The organism is Pseudomonas sp. MM211, from assembly GCF_020386635.1.
Taxonomy (GTDB): Bacteria; Pseudomonadota; Gammaproteobacteria; order Pseudomonadales; family Pseudomonadaceae; genus Aquipseudomonas.
Genome location: NZ_CP081942.1, coordinates 2,672,316 through 2,687,427 on the forward strand (window position 1 = coordinate 2,672,316; position 15,112 = coordinate 2,687,427).

General features: G+C 62.5%; 16 protein-coding genes. 10 read left to right on the forward strand and 6 right to left on the reverse strand.

The window, feature by feature from the left end; all coding sequences use genetic code 11:
- Positions 1–15: 15 nt before the first annotated feature.
- Together K5Q02_RS12225 and K5Q02_RS12230 are read right to left on the reverse strand one after the other, a co-directional pair.
- Positions 16–432: a YgaP-like transmembrane domain gene (locus K5Q02_RS12225; protein ID WP_225830837.1), complete on the reverse strand. Its 417-nt coding sequence runs from the start codon at positions 430–432 to the stop codon at positions 16–18.
- Between the two features lie 36 nt (positions 433–468).
- Entirely contained in the window at positions 469–618 is a 150-nt protein-coding gene (locus K5Q02_RS12230) for a hypothetical protein (RefSeq protein WP_225830839.1), read from the reverse strand.
- A gap of 357 nt (positions 619–975) precedes the next feature.
- On the opposite strand from K5Q02_RS12230, the gene K5Q02_RS12235 reads away from it, so the two are divergent.
- Positions 976–1,776, forward strand: coding sequence for a glucose 1-dehydrogenase (locus K5Q02_RS12235; protein ID WP_225830841.1), 801 nt, complete (start codon positions 976–978; stop codon positions 1,774–1,776).
- A complete protein-coding gene (locus K5Q02_RS12240) occupies positions 1,769–3,580 on the forward strand; it encodes a glycoside hydrolase family 15 protein (protein ID WP_225830843.1) in 1,812 nt (603 codons plus the stop codon). Before K5Q02_RS12235 ends, K5Q02_RS12240 begins: the two co-directional genes overlap by 8 nt.
- Positions 3,581–3,607: 27 nt before the next feature.
- On the opposite strand, the gene K5Q02_RS12245 is transcribed toward K5Q02_RS12240, so the two are convergent.
- Together K5Q02_RS12245 and K5Q02_RS12250 are read right to left on the reverse strand one after the other, a co-directional pair.
- Positions 3,608–3,853 (reverse strand): hypothetical protein, encoded by a 246-nt coding sequence (locus K5Q02_RS12245; protein ID WP_225830845.1) that lies wholly within the window; start codon positions 3,851–3,853, stop codon positions 3,608–3,610.
- 355 nt (positions 3,854–4,208) lie between these two features.
- Positions 4,209–5,063 carry a DMT family transporter gene (locus K5Q02_RS12250; RefSeq protein WP_225830847.1) on the reverse strand — a complete coding sequence of 285 codons (855 nt, stop codon included), beginning with the start codon at positions 5,061–5,063 and terminating at the stop codon, positions 4,209–4,211.
- A 102-nt stretch (positions 5,064–5,165) separates the two neighbouring features.
- Between K5Q02_RS12250 and K5Q02_RS12255 the strand changes: the two genes are divergently transcribed.
- Both K5Q02_RS12255 and K5Q02_RS12260 read left to right on the forward strand, forming a co-directional pair.
- Positions 5,166–6,032, forward strand: a complete 867-nt coding sequence (locus K5Q02_RS12255) for a LysR family transcriptional regulator (RefSeq protein WP_225830849.1) — start codon at positions 5,166–5,168, stop codon at positions 6,030–6,032.
- Positions 6,033–6,082: 50 nt separating this feature from the next.
- Complete coding sequence (locus K5Q02_RS12260; RefSeq protein ID WP_225830850.1) at positions 6,083–7,138, forward strand: NAD(P)H-dependent flavin oxidoreductase; 1,056 nt, start codon at positions 6,083–6,085, stop codon at positions 7,136–7,138.
- 6 nt (positions 7,139–7,144) lie between these two features.
- On the opposite strand, the gene K5Q02_RS12265 is transcribed toward K5Q02_RS12260, so the two are convergent.
- Both K5Q02_RS12265 and K5Q02_RS12270 read right to left on the reverse strand, forming a co-directional pair.
- Positions 7,145–7,507 carry a VOC family protein gene (locus tag K5Q02_RS12265; RefSeq protein ID WP_225830852.1) on the reverse strand — a complete coding sequence of 121 codons (363 nt, stop codon included), beginning with the start codon at positions 7,505–7,507 and terminating at the stop codon, positions 7,145–7,147.
- A 141-nt stretch (positions 7,508–7,648) separates the two neighbouring features.
- Positions 7,649–7,918 carry a hypothetical protein gene (locus K5Q02_RS12270; protein WP_225830854.1) on the reverse strand — a complete coding sequence of 90 codons (270 nt, stop codon included), beginning with the start codon at positions 7,916–7,918 and terminating at the stop codon, positions 7,649–7,651.
- Positions 7,919–8,394: 476 nt separating this feature from the next.
- On the opposite strand from K5Q02_RS12270, the gene K5Q02_RS12275 reads away from it, so the two are divergent.
- From K5Q02_RS12275 to K5Q02_RS12300, 6 genes are all read left to right on the forward strand, one after another.
- Positions 8,395–9,618, forward strand: a complete 1,224-nt coding sequence (locus tag K5Q02_RS12275) for an aspartate aminotransferase family protein (protein ID WP_225830856.1) — start codon at positions 8,395–8,397, stop codon at positions 9,616–9,618.
- A 130-nt stretch (positions 9,619–9,748) separates the two neighbouring features.
- Positions 9,749–10,765 (forward strand): arginine/ornithine succinyltransferase subunit alpha, encoded by a 1,017-nt coding sequence (gene aruF / locus K5Q02_RS12280; protein WP_225830858.1) that lies wholly within the window; start codon positions 9,749–9,751, stop codon positions 10,763–10,765.
- A 52-nt stretch (positions 10,766–10,817) separates the two neighbouring features.
- Positions 10,818–11,834 (forward strand): arginine N-succinyltransferase, encoded by a 1,017-nt coding sequence (astA, locus tag K5Q02_RS12285; RefSeq protein WP_225830860.1) that lies wholly within the window; start codon positions 10,818–10,820, stop codon positions 11,832–11,834.
- A 136-nt stretch (positions 11,835–11,970) separates the two neighbouring features.
- Positions 11,971–13,425, forward strand: coding sequence for a succinylglutamate-semialdehyde dehydrogenase (gene astD, locus K5Q02_RS12290; RefSeq protein WP_225830862.1), 1,455 nt, complete (start codon positions 11,971–11,973; stop codon positions 13,423–13,425).
- Positions 13,422–14,783, forward strand: coding sequence for an N-succinylarginine dihydrolase (gene astB, locus K5Q02_RS12295; RefSeq protein ID WP_225830864.1), 1,362 nt, complete (start codon positions 13,422–13,424; stop codon positions 14,781–14,783). The genes astD and astB overlap by 4 nt, the downstream gene beginning before the upstream one ends.
- 41 nt (positions 14,784–14,824) lie before the next feature.
- Entirely contained in the window at positions 14,825–15,109 is a 285-nt protein-coding gene (locus K5Q02_RS12300; protein ID WP_225830866.1) for a topoisomerase II, read from the forward strand.
- Positions 15,110–15,112: the final 3 nt, after the last annotated feature.

Consider the following 15,112-nt stretch of genomic DNA (forward strand, 5'->3'; position numbering starts at 1 on the left):
GGCTGTACGTCGTCGTTATCGACTGTGCTCGCGAGTGGCGAATTCGTCTGCGAGGGGCGTGTGGATATCCATGGGCGCTGGCGTCACAGGGGCAGGGGATACTGGCGTTACCGGAGCGGCGCGGGTTCGGTCTGCCAGCTCTTCGGCCATCAGCACCAGCTCTTGCAGGCGCTGGACGCGAGCACGCAGGTAGCGGATTTCTTCCAGGGGATCGTCCGCCGCGCTTTTCACGCTGCAGTGCCCACTGAGACCGCGCAGCAACAGCAGGCCGCCGGCACTCAGCTGGCGATTACCCTGCTGGCCCTGTTTGCTGGCGCCCAGCGCGGCCAGTAGCAGGCCGCCGCCGATGGACAGCAAGCGCTCCCAGCCTCTTACGTTCTGGCGTGCCGGGCCCTGTCGGTCGGGTTGCGATTGCGGTTCGAAGGCGACCATGGGTTCACTCCTTTCTGGTTATTGATGAAAGCTGGATCAGCGCGCGCAAACCGGATCGGGCTGCGGCTTGTCCGGCAATACATCGTTGTCCGGTTCCTGGGGATGGCCGAGGGGAGGCTGCTCGCCTGGCGTGCCCAGTGTTCCCGGTGCCTGGTTAGGATCCTCTGGTATTCGTTGGGTCATCATGCGCCCCTCCGGTCTCGATGCTCTTGGTGGTTTGAGGGTCGCACGCGCTGCATGTTCGATCTTTTTGCCAAGAGATATCCCCATGGCGCCAGCGCCGCGATCCAGGCCCGGCACAGGCGCAGCGCCCTCTGGCTGGCTCTTTTGCGCATCCGCTGTGGTGAACGTTTCGCTGACTACACGGGCAGGCAATTACCGCATGCTAGGGCAGCCTCACTGTAGCCATTGGGGCGGCAGGCAGAGGCTCGCCTTTATTTTGCTGGATATGAGTGTTGCCATTGGAGCTGGCAGCACGGGCCTTTTACTGAACTCTGCCGCTTGCCGGTCAGTCAGGTGTTACAGGTTCAGGAGTGGAAACCCATGCTCATTTCTCTGCACAAACAGGTCGCACTGGTCACCGGTGGCAGTTCAGGCATTGGCGCCGCATCGGCGAAAGCGCTGGCGCAGGCCGGTGCCGCCGTGGTGGTGAATTATCGATCCGGGCGCGAGGCGGCGGAGCGACTGGCCGAGGAAATACGCAGCGCAGGCGGCCAAGCGATTGCCGTGGGTGCGGACGTGTCCAGCGAGAAGGAGGTCGAGGCGCTGTTCGCCGAAACCCTGTCGGCCTTCGGGCGGCTGGACATCCTGCTGGCCAACTCGGGCATGCAGCGTGATGCGCCGACGGTGGACATGAGCCTGGAGGACTGGAACCAGGTGCTGCAGGTCAACCTTACCGGTCAGTTTCTCTGTGTGCGTGCAGCCCTGCGCCAATTCCGCCAGCAGGAAATTCGCGAAGACGTGTCGCGTGCGGCCGGCAAGATCATTCAGATGAGTTCGGTGCATCAATTGATCCCGTGGGCAGGGCGCGCCAACTACGCGGCGTCCAAGGGCGGCCTCGACCTACTGATGCGCAGCGTGGCCCAGGAGGTGGGCGAGCAGCGCATTCGCGTCAATGCCATTGCCCCCGGTGCGATCCGTACCGCGATCAATCGCGAGGCCACCGAAGGCGAAGCCGCCAAGGCATTGCTCGAACTGATTCCCTACGGCCGCATCGGTGAAGCCGAAGACATCGCCAATGCGGTGGTCTGGCTGGCTTCCGATGCCGCCGATTACGTTCACGGCACGACCCTGTTCATCGACGGCGGTATGAGCCTTTACCCGGAGTTTCGTGACAATGGTTGAAATTCAGGGGCGTCAGATGCCCATCGAAGCCCACGGCATTATTGGTGACATGCGCAGTGCAGCACTGGTCGCTGACAGCGGTTGCGTGGATTTTTTCTGCTGGCCGGATTTCGACAGCCCGTCGATCTTCACGGCGCTGCTCGACAGCCCTGAGGCCGGAGTCTTCCAGCTGGCGCCGGATCTGCCCGGTGCGCGTCGCCAGCAGATCTACCTGCCGGACACCAACGTGTTGCAGACACGCTGGCTGGACGATTCTGCGGTAGTGGAGTGCACCGATGTCATGCCGATCAACGCCGATGTGGATGATGATCCGCGTTTGATTCGCCGTATCCAGGTGGTTTCCGGTAGCGCACGGATCCGCATGCGCTGCCGGGTTCGTCATGATTACAGCCGTGCTGATACGGTCGCGGAGATGGAGGGCGACGATGTGCTCTTCCATGCGCCCGATCAGCCGAGCCTGCGCCTCTCCGCCAGCCAGTCACTGAAGATCGATCAACATTGTGGTGTTGCCGAGTTCGATTTGCAGGAAGGCGAACATGCCGAGTTCGTGCTGGGCGCGCCAGACGACCCGCTGGTCGCTGCCGGTGCCTGCGAGCACTGCCTGGAGGCCACCGTTGCCTACTGGCGGCGCTGGATCAAACAGTCCAACTACAGCGGACGTTGGCGCGAGATGGTGCACCGCTCGGCCCTGGCACTGAAGCTGCTGACCTCACGCAAGCACGGCGGCATTCTCGCTGCGGCCACCTACGGACTGCCTGAGGCGGCGGGCGGCGAGCGTAACTGGGATTACCGCTACACCTGGATTCGCGATGCGTCGTTCACCGTCTACGCATTCATGCGCCTGGGCTTTACCGAAGAGGCCAATGCCTTCATGCGCTGGGTGCGCGAGCGCGTCGACGACTGTTCGGAAACCCCGGCCCATCTGCGCATCCTCTACAGCCTTCGTGGCCAGCATGAGTTGCCAGAGACTTCCCTCGATCATCTTGCCGGGCATGGCGGGGCGCAGCCGGTACGGATCGGCAACGAGGCCCACGATCAGGTTCAGCTGGATATCTTTGGCGAGTTGCTGGACGCGGTGTACCTCGCCAACAAGTACGGTGAGGCGATCTCCCACGACGGCTGGCACCATGTGGTGGGCATCGTCGATCAGGTCTGCGACAGCTGGCAGCAGAAAGATGTCGGTATCTGGGAGATACGCGGCGAGGAGCAGCACTTTCTGCATTCGCGGCTGATGTGCTGGGTGGCGTTGGATCGGGCCATCCGCCTGGCAGAGAAACGCTCGCTGCCGGCGCCTTTCTTGCGCTGGAACGATCAGCGTCAGGCCATTCATGATGACATCTGGAACAACTTCTGGGATGAGGACTGCGGCCACTTCATCCAGCGCATCGGTTGTCAGGATGTCGATGGTTCGATGCTGCTGATGCCGCTAATGCGCTTTGTCGCCGCCAGCGATCCACGTTGGCTGGCCACGCTCGACGCGATCGAACATCAGTTGGTGCGCGATGGCATGGTCTATCGCTACCGCACCGATGACGGTTTGAAAGGCGAGGAGGGTTCCTTCGTTGCCTGTTCGTTCTGGTACGTGGAGTGTCTGGCACGCGCCGGGCGCGTCGAGCAGGCGCATCTGGAGTTCGAGCAGCTACTTCGCTACGCCAACCCGGTGGGGCTGTACGCCGAGGAGCTCGACCGACGTGCCCATCATCTGGGCAATACGCCGCAGGCGCTGAGTCATCTGGCACTGATCAGTGCTGCTACCTTTCTCGATCACAAGCTCAGCGGTGAACGCACCACCTGGCAGCCCTGAACGACTTGCGCTGCCTAGGCGTAGCGGTTATGCCCGCTCTTCGCCTGGTGGCGCGGATTTGCGCACGGGCAGCACGTCAATGATCTCGATGCCGAGTTGCTGGATCAGTTCTCTGACTGAGCCGCTGGCCTCGAGGCCTTGCGGGTAATGGCCGGCAGGCAGCTCTGCGTTGAGTACGGTGAATTCCACCGCCTTCATATTGGGAATGAAGCGGGTGGTGAGGGTCTGGAATCGCCTTTCGCCATCACGCGAATAGATGATCAAACAATCCATGGTCACAATGCCCTGAAGTCCGTTGATGATGCAGTGCAGGCTATGTGGCTGCGCCAGAGGGCAAGGCGGGCACCGGTCATGGCCGTCATGTCGATGATCCTGCGATCAGGCCGGGTGCCGGTTTCTCTGCGCTGGGCAGTGAATATTGTTGCGCACAGGAATGCAGGTCTGTGCGGTACGGGTCTTGTGCCCGAAGCCGGAGCATAGGCGATAACGTTGCCAGGCGAAAGCTAGCGTGGCAATTGCGACAACTGCATGAATTCGACTCGGCAGCCGACGAACGGCTCGGTCGATGCCCAGGCCCTGCCTGGGTTTCGTGTCACCAGCTGCAGGTGAAGCGATGTTGGCCGGGTAGTCAGTTTCTGCTCTTCAGTCCGGCCCAGGCCACCGCGCCGAGAATCAGCAGGCCGCCCAGCAACATGCTGGCAGTTGGTACCGAGCCGAAGATCAGCCAGGCGCCGGCGATGGCGTAGATCGGCTCCATGGCGATCACCACCGCTGCGGTGTGCGTGCGTACATGGCGTAGCGAGGCGATGAACAGGCTGTAGGCCAGCGCCGTGCAGAGCACGCCCAGGGCCGCCAACTGCCACCAGTCGTGGAAGCCGATCTCGGGGAGCTCCGGCAGGCTCCAGGGCAACAGCGCCACGCTGATGGCCAGACATTGCCACCAGCACGACGATAAGCCGTCTACCTTGCTGGCGAAGTGTTTGTTGGCAACCGCTATGGCGGCATAACTTGCGCCGGACAGAATGCCCCAGAGCAGGCCTGCTGTAGCGCCGTCACGCAGGTCGAAAGAGGGCGTCACCAGAATCAGCCCGATCGACACCAGTAACACAATCAAACTGTCGGTACGCCCCAGGCGCTGTCCGAATATCAGTCGCTCGATCAGCGCGGTAAAGGCCGGGAACGAGGCGAAGCCCAGGGTGGCCACTGCCACACCGCCGGTTCGTACGGCCATGAAAAACAGAATCCAGTGCCCGCCCAGTGCGACGCCGGTGGTCAACAGCTTGGCTGCCGTGGCAGTGCTGACGCCGCGCCAGGGGCGAAGATCCAGGCACACACAGATCGCGCTCAAGGCCAGCAGAGCGAACGCTGCCCGCCCGAGCACGATCATGCTCGCGCTGACGTTCAGTGACTCACCGAACAATGCCGAGACCCCGACCAGCAGGGCGGCTGAATGCAGCTGTAGATGGGCGGTGCGACGACTCATGGTGGGCCTGCCTGCTGGGGGAGCGAGCAGAGTGCCAAGTGCAGCAGATCCCGTAAAACGGATTATGCTGTGGTCTTTTATTCGAAAATCGAATGGTTGGCCATGGCTAGGCAGAATTTGCAGATCGATTGGTTGCAGGCGTTCGTTGCAGTCGTCAGCAGCGGTTCGCTGACGGCTGCGGCCGTGGGGCTGGCGCGCTCGCAATCGGCGGTGAGCATGCAGATCAAGAAGCTCGAGGCGGCGGTGGGGCGCCCGCTGCTACTTCGTGGGCCGCGGCACCTGAGCCTGACGCCGGCAGGCGAGGAATTGCTGGCCTACGCCCGCAAGTTGCTCCGGGTGCACAGCGAAGCACTGCTGGCACTGGGCGGCGTGCGGCTGGAGGGCAAGGTTTCTCTTGGTATCCCCGATGACTACGCACTGGGTTATCTGACCCCTCTGCTCAACGATTTCGCCAGCGGGCAGCCTGCGGTGGAAGTGAGCCTGGTGTGCGAACCCTCTACGCAGTTGATTCCCAAGGTGGAAAGCGGCGAACTGGATGTGGCTATCGTTACCCGTGACAAGCCGCAGCGCGGCGAGCTGCTGTTTCGCGAGGAATTGGTGTGGGTCGGCAATGCTCGCCAGGAAACCTGGCGGCAAACCCCGTTGCCGATTGCCGTGTACGAGTTGGGTAGTCAGGCACGTAGCCGCGTGCTCAAGAGTCTCGAGGCGCTTGGCCGCGATTACCGGGTGGTCTACAACAGCCCCAGTGTGGCCGGGCAGCTGGCGGTGGCGGAAAGTGGCGCAGCGCTCGGCGTACTGACCCGGTGTTGCGTACCGGCCAGTTTGCAGGTGCTCGGCGCCGCCCAAGGACTGCCGAGCCTGCCGATGCTCGATGTGGTGGTGATGCGCAGCCGTGCGCCCGCACTGCCGGCGCTGGTCGACGCCCTGCATGAGCAAGTGTTGCAGACCCTGCGTCGGGATTTCGAATGATCAGTGGGCTATAGTCGCAGGCCTCTGCAACGGACATCAGCGAGGATCGTATGAACTGTGCAGCACTGGGTATCGACTATCCGATCATTCAGGCGCCGATGGCTGGCACCGCTACGCCGGCGTTGGCCGCAGCCGTCAGCAATGCCGGAGGCCTGGGTTCCATCTCCATCGCTGCGGTGAAGGCCGAAGCCGGGCGGCAGATGATCATCGAGACCCGTGCCGGCACCAGTAGGCGCTTCAATATCAACGTGTTCTGCCATCGCCCCAGCGTTGCCGACCAGGTCGCAGAGCAGGCCTGGCTGGATCATCTGCAGCCTTACTTCGCCGAGTTCGATGTGCCGGCTCCACAGGTCATCGGCGATATCTACAGCAGCTTTCAGAATGATGACGGTCAGCTCGAGGTGCTGCTAGAAGAGCGTCCGCCGATCGTCAGTTTTCACCTGGGGTTGCCCTCCCAGGATCGTATCGATGCGTTGAAAAAGGCTGGCATCACCCTGCTGGCGTCGGCGACCACGCTGGAGGAGGGGTACCAGCTGGAACAAGCCGGTATCGATGTGATCGTTGCCCAAGGTATCGAGGCCGGTGGTCACCGCGGGGTATTCGATCCGCAGCGTGGCGATCAGGGAATCGGCACCCTGGCGCTGGTGCGTGTGCTGGTGCGGCATCTGTCGCGGCCGGTGATCGCCGCCGGAGGCATCATGGATGGCGCCGGTATCGCCGCTGCCATGACCCTGGGCGCCTGCGCGGCTCAGCTGGGTACGGCATTCATACTCTGCCCGGAGTCGGCGGCCAATGAAGCCTACCGACGCATGCTGGGCAGTGAGCGGGCGCAGGTTACTCAGGTGACCACGGTGATCTCCGGGCGTCCGGCGCGCGGCATTCTCAACCGTTTCATGGCTGAGGTGGGCGCTGCCGGGCATCCACCGGTGCCGGGTTTCGGTATCGCCTACGATGCTGGCAAGCAGCTCATCGCCGCAGCAGCGAAGGCCGGTAATGCCGAGTTCGCTGCGCATTGGGCAGGACAGGGCGCGGCTCTGGCGCGAGCCATGCCGGCGGCCGAGCTGATCGCAGTACTGCAGCGCGAATATCTGGCTGCGCGTGGCTGAGGCGTTTTATCGCGAGCGGAACGCCCGGCTGGAAATGCTTACGCCATTGCCGTCGGGGCCCTTGCTGTTGGCGAAGCCATAGCCCTCGCCCTGGTGTATCGGGCCGAACTCCAGGCCATTGCTCAGGGCGCGGCTGCGGAAGGCCTCGAGGTTTTCCACATCGAACACCAGCTTCACGCGGGCCTGGTTGCCTTTCAGTGATACGGCTGCACGGTGTACCAGCAGGATCAGCCCGCCGCGAGGGTGATGCAGCTCGATCACGCCCTGATCTTCCGCGCTGCTCACGAAACCGAAGTGGCGCTCATAAAACGCGCAGGTCTTGCCCGGATCATTGGCATACAGCATGACGCGGGTGCTGGGGGCGCTCATGGGGGAGGTTCCTGTAACTGGGCTGGGCAGGCGTAGCCATGATGGCGTACATCCGCGGTAATGAAGATGAAGGTCGAGTATGTGCCAATACGGTGACAGGCCGACAGCGGTGCGGTCGGCCGGAGCAGGAAACTGCCTGGGTCAGGCAGTATGCAGCTGGACTTCTTCGATGGTGTCGTGCCGATCCGGAGCTTGGATGCCGGTCAGTTCACTGATCAACGCCCACTGCTGATCGAGCTCCTGGCTGACTGCGCCAAGCCGGGTGATCATCTTCGAGGCGGCGGAGCGAACGCCGCCGTCATCGCTGCGCAGCAGATCGAACGACAGTGCGGTCATCGCGGCTGTCATGTGGGTGATCGTGCGTGAGGTGAGGGTAAGCAGTTCGGTGAGCTGTTGTTCTTTCGCGTTCATCTCGCGCTTCCTTGACTGGACGAGTCGATGCATTGCGTTGAGTAAAGCTGCGACAGGCCATCAGATCCTTGATGGGTTCACTGTCGGACGCCGTTCACGAATGGAGGTCGTGCTGCGAGCAAAATGATATCACCGTCACACCAGGCCCTGGCAATATGCTGCAGGGGCTTGGATGCAAATAGTTTTCATGTGTGTTTTAAGTCGAGATACCGTTTGTCACGCGCCGTCGGGCAGCATGCAGCGGCTGTTCACGGCGCTTGAATGGTTAAATATCTGCGACCCCGTGCGTCCAGATAGCGGCAACGTTTAAACTGCGCCTCGCCGACGCGTTATGCGGCTTTTTCGCGAGCGTCTGGAGCCTGGGTTGGCGCTGTAAGAAGTTGTCGCATGCCGGCAATGCTGACCCTCGAGCACCCCCTACAATCTTTCGCATCGCTGGCCCTATCGTGCCAGCGTGTCTTGTCAGGAGAGTTCCGATGTCCGTTCAGCACGACCCGGTGCAACGCGCCGATTTCGACCAGGTGATGGTGCCCAGCTACGCGCCTGCGGCATTCGTGCCGGTGCGCGGTGCTGGTTCGCGCGTCTGGGATCAGAGCGGTCGTGAGCTAATCGACTTCTCCGGTGGCATCGCCGTCAACGTGCTGGGCCATGCGCACCCGGCGCTGGTGAAGGCCCTGACTGAACAGGCCAATACCCTGTGGCACGTATCCAACGTATTCACCAACGAGCCGGCGTTGCGCCTGGCCAAGAAGCTGGTCGAGGCCACCTTCGCCGAGCGCGTATTCCTCTGCAACTCGGGCGCGGAAGCCAACGAGGCGGCCTTCAAGCTGGCGCGTCGTGTGGCTCACGACCGTTTTGGCGCCGAAAAGTACGAGATCATCGCCGCTACCAACAGCTTTCACGGGCGCACCTTGTTCACCGTGAGCGTGGGTGGCCAACCGAAATATTCCGATGGCTTCGGTCTGAAGATTCAGGGCATCACCCACGTGCCTTACAACGATCTCGACGCGCTCAAGGCGGCGATCAGCGACAAGACCTGCGCCGTGGTGCTGGAGCCCATTCAGGGCGAGGGTGGTGTGCTGCCGGCGGATCTGGTTTATCTGCAGGGCGCTCGCGAGCTGTGTGATCAACACAATGCCCTGCTGGTGTTCGACGAAGTACAGAGCGGCCTGGGCCGCAGCGGCCATCTGTTCGCCTACCAGCATTACGGTGTGACGCCTGACGTGCTGTCCAGCGCCAAGAGCCTGGGTGGCGGCTTCCCGATTGCGGCCATGCTCACCACCGAAGCACTGGCCAGTCACTTGGCAGTCGGCACCCACGGCACCACCTACGGCGGCAATCCGCTGGGTTGCGCGGTGGCTGAGGCGGTTCTCGACGTCGTCAATACGCCTGAAGTACTGGACGGTGTTAAGGCCAAGCATGAGCGCTTCAAGGCGCGTCTGGAACGGATTGGCGAGCAGTACGGCGTGTTCTCTGGCGTACGCGGCATGGGCTTGCTGATTGGTGCGGTGCTATCCGAGGCGTGGAAGGGCAAGGCGCGTGCATTCTTCGACGCAGCTGCCGAAGAGAACCTGATGATTCTTCAGGCTGGGCCGGACGTGGTGCGCTTCGCGCCGAGCCTGGTGGTCGAAGATAGCGATATCGATGAAGGTCTGGATCGCTTCGAGCGCGCAGTGGCCAAAGTGGTTGCTGCTGCCTGACCTGCCTTGCTGGCGGCCCGAGTGCCGCCAGTGCTCTTATCCGCCCGACCGGATGTTACGGTCGGCACCATGGATGATGGTTCTCGCCGCCGGGACTGCTGTGCCCGGGCTCTTCTGAAGGAGTGACACCATGCTGGTTATGCGCCCTGCGCGAATGACCGACCTCGCTGAAGTGCAGCGCCTGGCTGCCGACAGCCCGGTAGGGGTCACCTCGCTGCCGGACAACGCCGAGCGGCTGCGCGACAAGATCGCCGCCTCGGAGGCCTCGTTCGCGGCTGAAGTGAGCTTCAATGGCGAGGAGCGCTATTTCTTCGTGCTCGAGGACAGTGAGTCTGCCCGCCTGGTCGGCTGCTCCGGCATCGTCGCCTCGGCCGGCTATTCCGAGCCGTTCTACAGTTTTCGCAACGAGACCTTCGTTCACAACTCCCGTGAGCTGAAGATCCACAACAAGATTCACGTGCTTTCGCTGTGCCACGACCTGACCGGCAACAGCCTGCTGACCAGTTTCTACGTCGAGCGCTCGCTGGTCGACAGTGTCTGGTCCGAGCTCAACTCCCGTGCTCGTCTGCTGTTCGCGGCCTGCCACCCGGAGCGGTTCGCCGATGCCATGGTGGTGGAGATCGTCGGCGAGAGCGACGACGCTGGCGAGTCGCCGTTCTGGGATGCAGTGGGCCGGCATTTCTTCGGCATGAGCTATGCCGAAGCCGAGCGGCTGTGCGGCTTGCGCAGCCGGGCCTACCTCGCCGAACTGATGCCCCATTACCCGATCTACGTGCCGCTGCTGCCGGATACCGCGCAGGAGTCCATGGGCCTGGTGCATCCGCGTGCCCAGGTGTCCTTCGACATTCTCATGCGTGATGGTTTCGAGACCGACCATTACATCGACATCTTCGATGGTGCACCGACCCTGCATGCACGGATCTCGGGCATTCGCTCCATCGCCCAGAGCGTGCTGGCGCCTGTGGTGCTCGGCGAAACCGACGGCGGTGGGCGACCTTATCTGGTCAGCAACGAGCAGTTGCAGGGCTTTCGTGCGGTGATTGCCGAACTGAATTGGGCGCCTGGCCAGCCCGCGGTGCTCGACCCGATCACCGCGCAGACGCTCGGCGTTGCTGAAGGCGGGCAGGTAAGGCTGGTGGCGGTATGAACGTGTCAGTGATGAATGCCAGCTGTCTGGCTCGCAGTTTTCTGGAGGCATCATGATCGTTCGCTCCGTACGTGCCGGTGACCTGCCGGCGCTGATTGATCTGGCGCGCAGCACGGGCACCGGGCTGACCACCCTGCCAGCCAACGAGGCTCGTCTGGCCTATCGGGTCGGTCGTGCCGAGAAGACCTTTCGCGGTGAAGCCGAGCGCGGCGATTGCGATTACATGTTCGTTCTCGAAGACGACGACGGCCGTGTGCTAGGCATCTCCGCGATTGCCGGTGGGGTTGGCTTGCGTGAGTCCTGGTACAACTACCGGGTCGGCCTCACTGTCTGCGCCTCCCAGGAACTGAATATCCACCGTCAGGTGCCAACGCTGTTTCTGGCCAATGACCTGACCGGCCATTCCGAACTCTGCTCGCTGTTCCTGCATGCCGATCACCGCACCGGGCTGAACGGGCGTCTGTTGTCCAAGGCGCGTTTGCTGTTCATCGCCGAGTTCCGTGAGCATTTCGGCGACAAGATCATCGCCGAAATGCGCGGTGTCTCTGATGAAGAAGGACGTTCGCCATTCTGGGAATGCCTCGGTCGGCACTTCTTCCGTATGGAGTTCTCCCAGGCGGATTACCTCACCGGTGTCGGCAACAAGGCGTTCATCGCCGAGCTGATGCCGAGGTTCCCGCTGTACACCTGCTTCCTGTCCGAGGCCGCGCGCGAAGTGATCGGCCGCGTGCACCCGGACACCGAGCCGGCGCTGGCGATGCTCAAGTCGGAAGGTTTCAGCTATCAGGGCTATGTCGACATCTTCGATGCCGGCCCGGCCATCGAGGCAGAAACCGCCAAGATCCGTGCGATTCGCGACAGCCAGTTGTTGGTACTGGCCATCGGTACGCCAGGGGACGATGCGCCGGTGTATCTAGTGCACAACCGCAAGCGCGAGGATTGCCGCATCACCGCAGCGCGGGCGCGCATGGCCGCTGGCACCCTGGTGGTCGACCCACTGACCGCCAGGCGTCTGCGCCTGAGCGTGGGAGATCAGGTACGCGCAGTGATGTTGGCCGCGCAGGCCTGAGTGTGTTTCTGATGTGATCAGGGGCGACGTGCCGTCTGCCCCGACCGGTGATGCCGCCATAGAGTGGCAGCCGTTATAGAACAAGGTCACCGCCTGGCGGTGGCCTGTCGAACCGTGAAGCCTGGAGTGATAGACCATGAGCACGCATTACATTGCAGGTCTCTGGCAGACAGGACGGGGCAATAGTCTGGAGTCCCTCGATCCGGTCAGCCAGCAGGTGCTCTGGGTGGGCCGTGAAGCAGATGCCGAGCAGGTCGACGCCGCCGTGCAGGCCGCTCGCGATGCATTTCCTGCATGGTCTGCCGTGCCATTGAACGAGCGAATCGCGCTGCTCGAACGCTTCGCCGCGGTGCTCAAGAGCAGGCAGGACGAGCTTGCGCAGACCATCGGTGAGGAGACCGGCAAGCCGTTGTGGGAAGCCACCAGCGAAGTCGCCAGCATGATCGGCAAGGTGGCCATTTCGGTTCAAAGCCACGCTGAACGCACCGGGCATAGACAGGGTATGCAGGGCGGGGTTCTGCGCCACAAGCCACACGGCGTGGTCGCGGTGTTCGGCCCCTATAACTTCCCAGGCCACCTGCCCAATGGGCATATCGTGCCGGCCTTGCTCGCCGGTAACTGCGTGGTATTCAAACCCAGTGAGCAGACGCCCAAAGTGGCCGAACTGACGCTCAAATGCTGGATCGAGGCGGGTTTGCCGGCAGGGGTGCTGAACCTGCTGCAGGGGGCGCGGGAAACCGGGGCCGCCCTGGCCGCGCATCCCGGTATCGACGGCCTGTTCTTCACCGGTTCCAGCCGCACCGGCAATCTGCTGCACGCTCAGTTCGGCGGCCACCCGGAGACCATCCTGGCGCTGGAGATGGGCGGCAACAATCCGTTGATCGTCGAGCAGGTAACCGATATCGACGCGGCGGTGTACTGCATCATCCAGTCCGCCTTCATCTCTGCGGGCCAGCGTTGCACCTGCGCACGGCGCCTGCTGGTACCAGAAGGCGGCTGGGGCGATGCGTTGTTGGCGCGCCTGGTCAGCGTGGCGGCAAGCCTCAAGGTCGGGGCATTCAACGCCCAGCCGGCGCCGTTCATGGGCGCGGTAATCTCCCTGGATGCGGCTCAGCATCTCTTGAAGGTGCAGGAACGGTTGATCGACAAAGGCGCGCGACCGCTGCTGGACATGAGCCAGCCGCTGGAAGGCGCAGCCCTGCTGACGCCTGGGATCATCGATGTGACGGCCCTGCAGCCGCGCAGTGATGAGGAGGTTTTCGGGCCGCTGCTCCAGGTGATTCGCTATGCCGATTTCGACTCCGCCATCGAGGAGGCCAATGCCACCCGTTTCGGTCTGGCGGCCGGTTTGCTGTCCGATTCCCGTGAACGCTACGAGCAGTTCTGGCTGCGCAGCCGTGCCGGCATCGTCAATTGGAACAAGCCACTGACCGGCGCCGCCAGCAGCGCGCCGTTCGGCGGCGTCGGCGCTTCCGGCAATCATCGCCCGAGCGCGTATTACGCGGCGGATTACTGCGCCTATCCGGTCGCTTCGCTGGAAAGCGGACAGCTGACGCTGCCTGACAGCCTGGCACCAGGAGTCAGCCTATGAGTAGCCGACTCGCTGCGGCCTGTGAGCTGAACATCGATGGCCTGGTTGGCCCGACGCACAACTATGGTGGTTTGTCCTACGGCAATGTCGCTTCGCAAAATAATGGTCAAGTAGCTTCCAGCCCACGTGAGGCCGCTCGCCAGGGCTTGGCGAAGATGAAAGCACTGATGGACATGGGTTTTGCACAGGCAGTGCTGGCGCCTCAGGAGCGGCCCGATGTGCAGGCGCTACGGCGCTGCGGTTTCAGTGGCAGTGACGCCCAGGTGATTGAGAAGGCGGCGCGCGAAGCCATGCCGTTGTTGGTCGCCAGTTGTTCGGCGTCGAGCATGTGGACGGCCAACGCAGCGACTGTCAGCCCCAGTGCCGACACGGCCGATGGTCGCGTGCATTTCACTGCGGCCAACCTCAACTGCAAGTTTCACCGTTCCATCGAGCACCCGACCACCAGTCGGGTGCTGGCGGCCATGTTCGATGACGAGCGCCATTTCGCCCACCACGCAGCCTTGCCTGCGGTCAGCCAGTTCGGCGACGAAGGTGCGGCCAACCACACCCGGTTGTGCCGTGACTATGGCGAGCCTGGCGTGGAGTTTTTCGTCTTCGGCCGCAGCGCTTTCGACCTGTGCTTGCCTGCCCCCCAGCGCTACCCCGCACGGCAGACCCTGGAAGCGTCGCAGTCAGTGGCACGCCTGCACGGCCTCAGCGATAGCGCTGTGGTGTATGCGCAGCAGAATCCCGCCGTGGTCGATCAAGGCGTGTTCCACAATGATGTGATTGCGGTGGGTAACGGCCAAGTGTTGTTTCACCACGAGGATGCCTTTCTCGATAGCGCGCGGGTCATTGGCGAGCTCGGCGACAAGTTGGCGCGGCTTGGCGGGCAGCTGCAGCCGGTGTGCGTGCCTCGGCATGCGTTGGGTGTCGAAGACGCGGTACGTTCCTATCTATTCAACAGCCAGCTGCTGACTCGAGCAGACGGTCGTATGTTGCTGGTGGTGCCCGAAGAATGCCGTGGTAACCAGCGCGTTTGGGCCTACCTGCAAACGCTGCTGGGTGCCGATGGGCCGATTGCCGAAGTGCGCGCATTCGACCTGAAACAGAGCATGCAAAATGGTGGTGGCCCAGCCTGTCTGCGTTTGCGGGTGGCCCTCAAAGCAGAGGAATTGGCGGCCATGAACCCAGGGGTGATGATGACGCCCGTGCTTTATGAGCGACTGCTAAAGTGGGTCGATCATCATTACCGGGATCGCCTGAGCGAAAGCGATCTGGCTGACCCGCAGTTACTGATCGAATGCCGCAGCGCATTGGATGAGCTGACCCAGATCCTTGAATTGGGCGCGGTTTATCCCTTTCAATTGAATTGAACAGGCTCGCAACTCGAGCTGTTATTGAACCTGGAGTATTTATGAGCGACGCCCTGCAACTGATCCTCGAAGATAGCGACGGCACCCAGCTGGAAACCTCGTGTACCCGTTTTGCCGTGCTCTGGCAGGGCAAGGAGGTATGGATCCAGCAGGTCGGTAATGGCCAACTGATGATCGGCGTTGACGTGGCAGAGGGTGACACTGAGTACGCCAACCTGCTGCTACGTCCACTGGCCACCAATCTGGTCAGTCTGGAACTTGAAATGGAGCCAGCTGCAGACGACGCTGATGATGACCATGTCCACGGCCCAGACTGCAATCACTGAGGA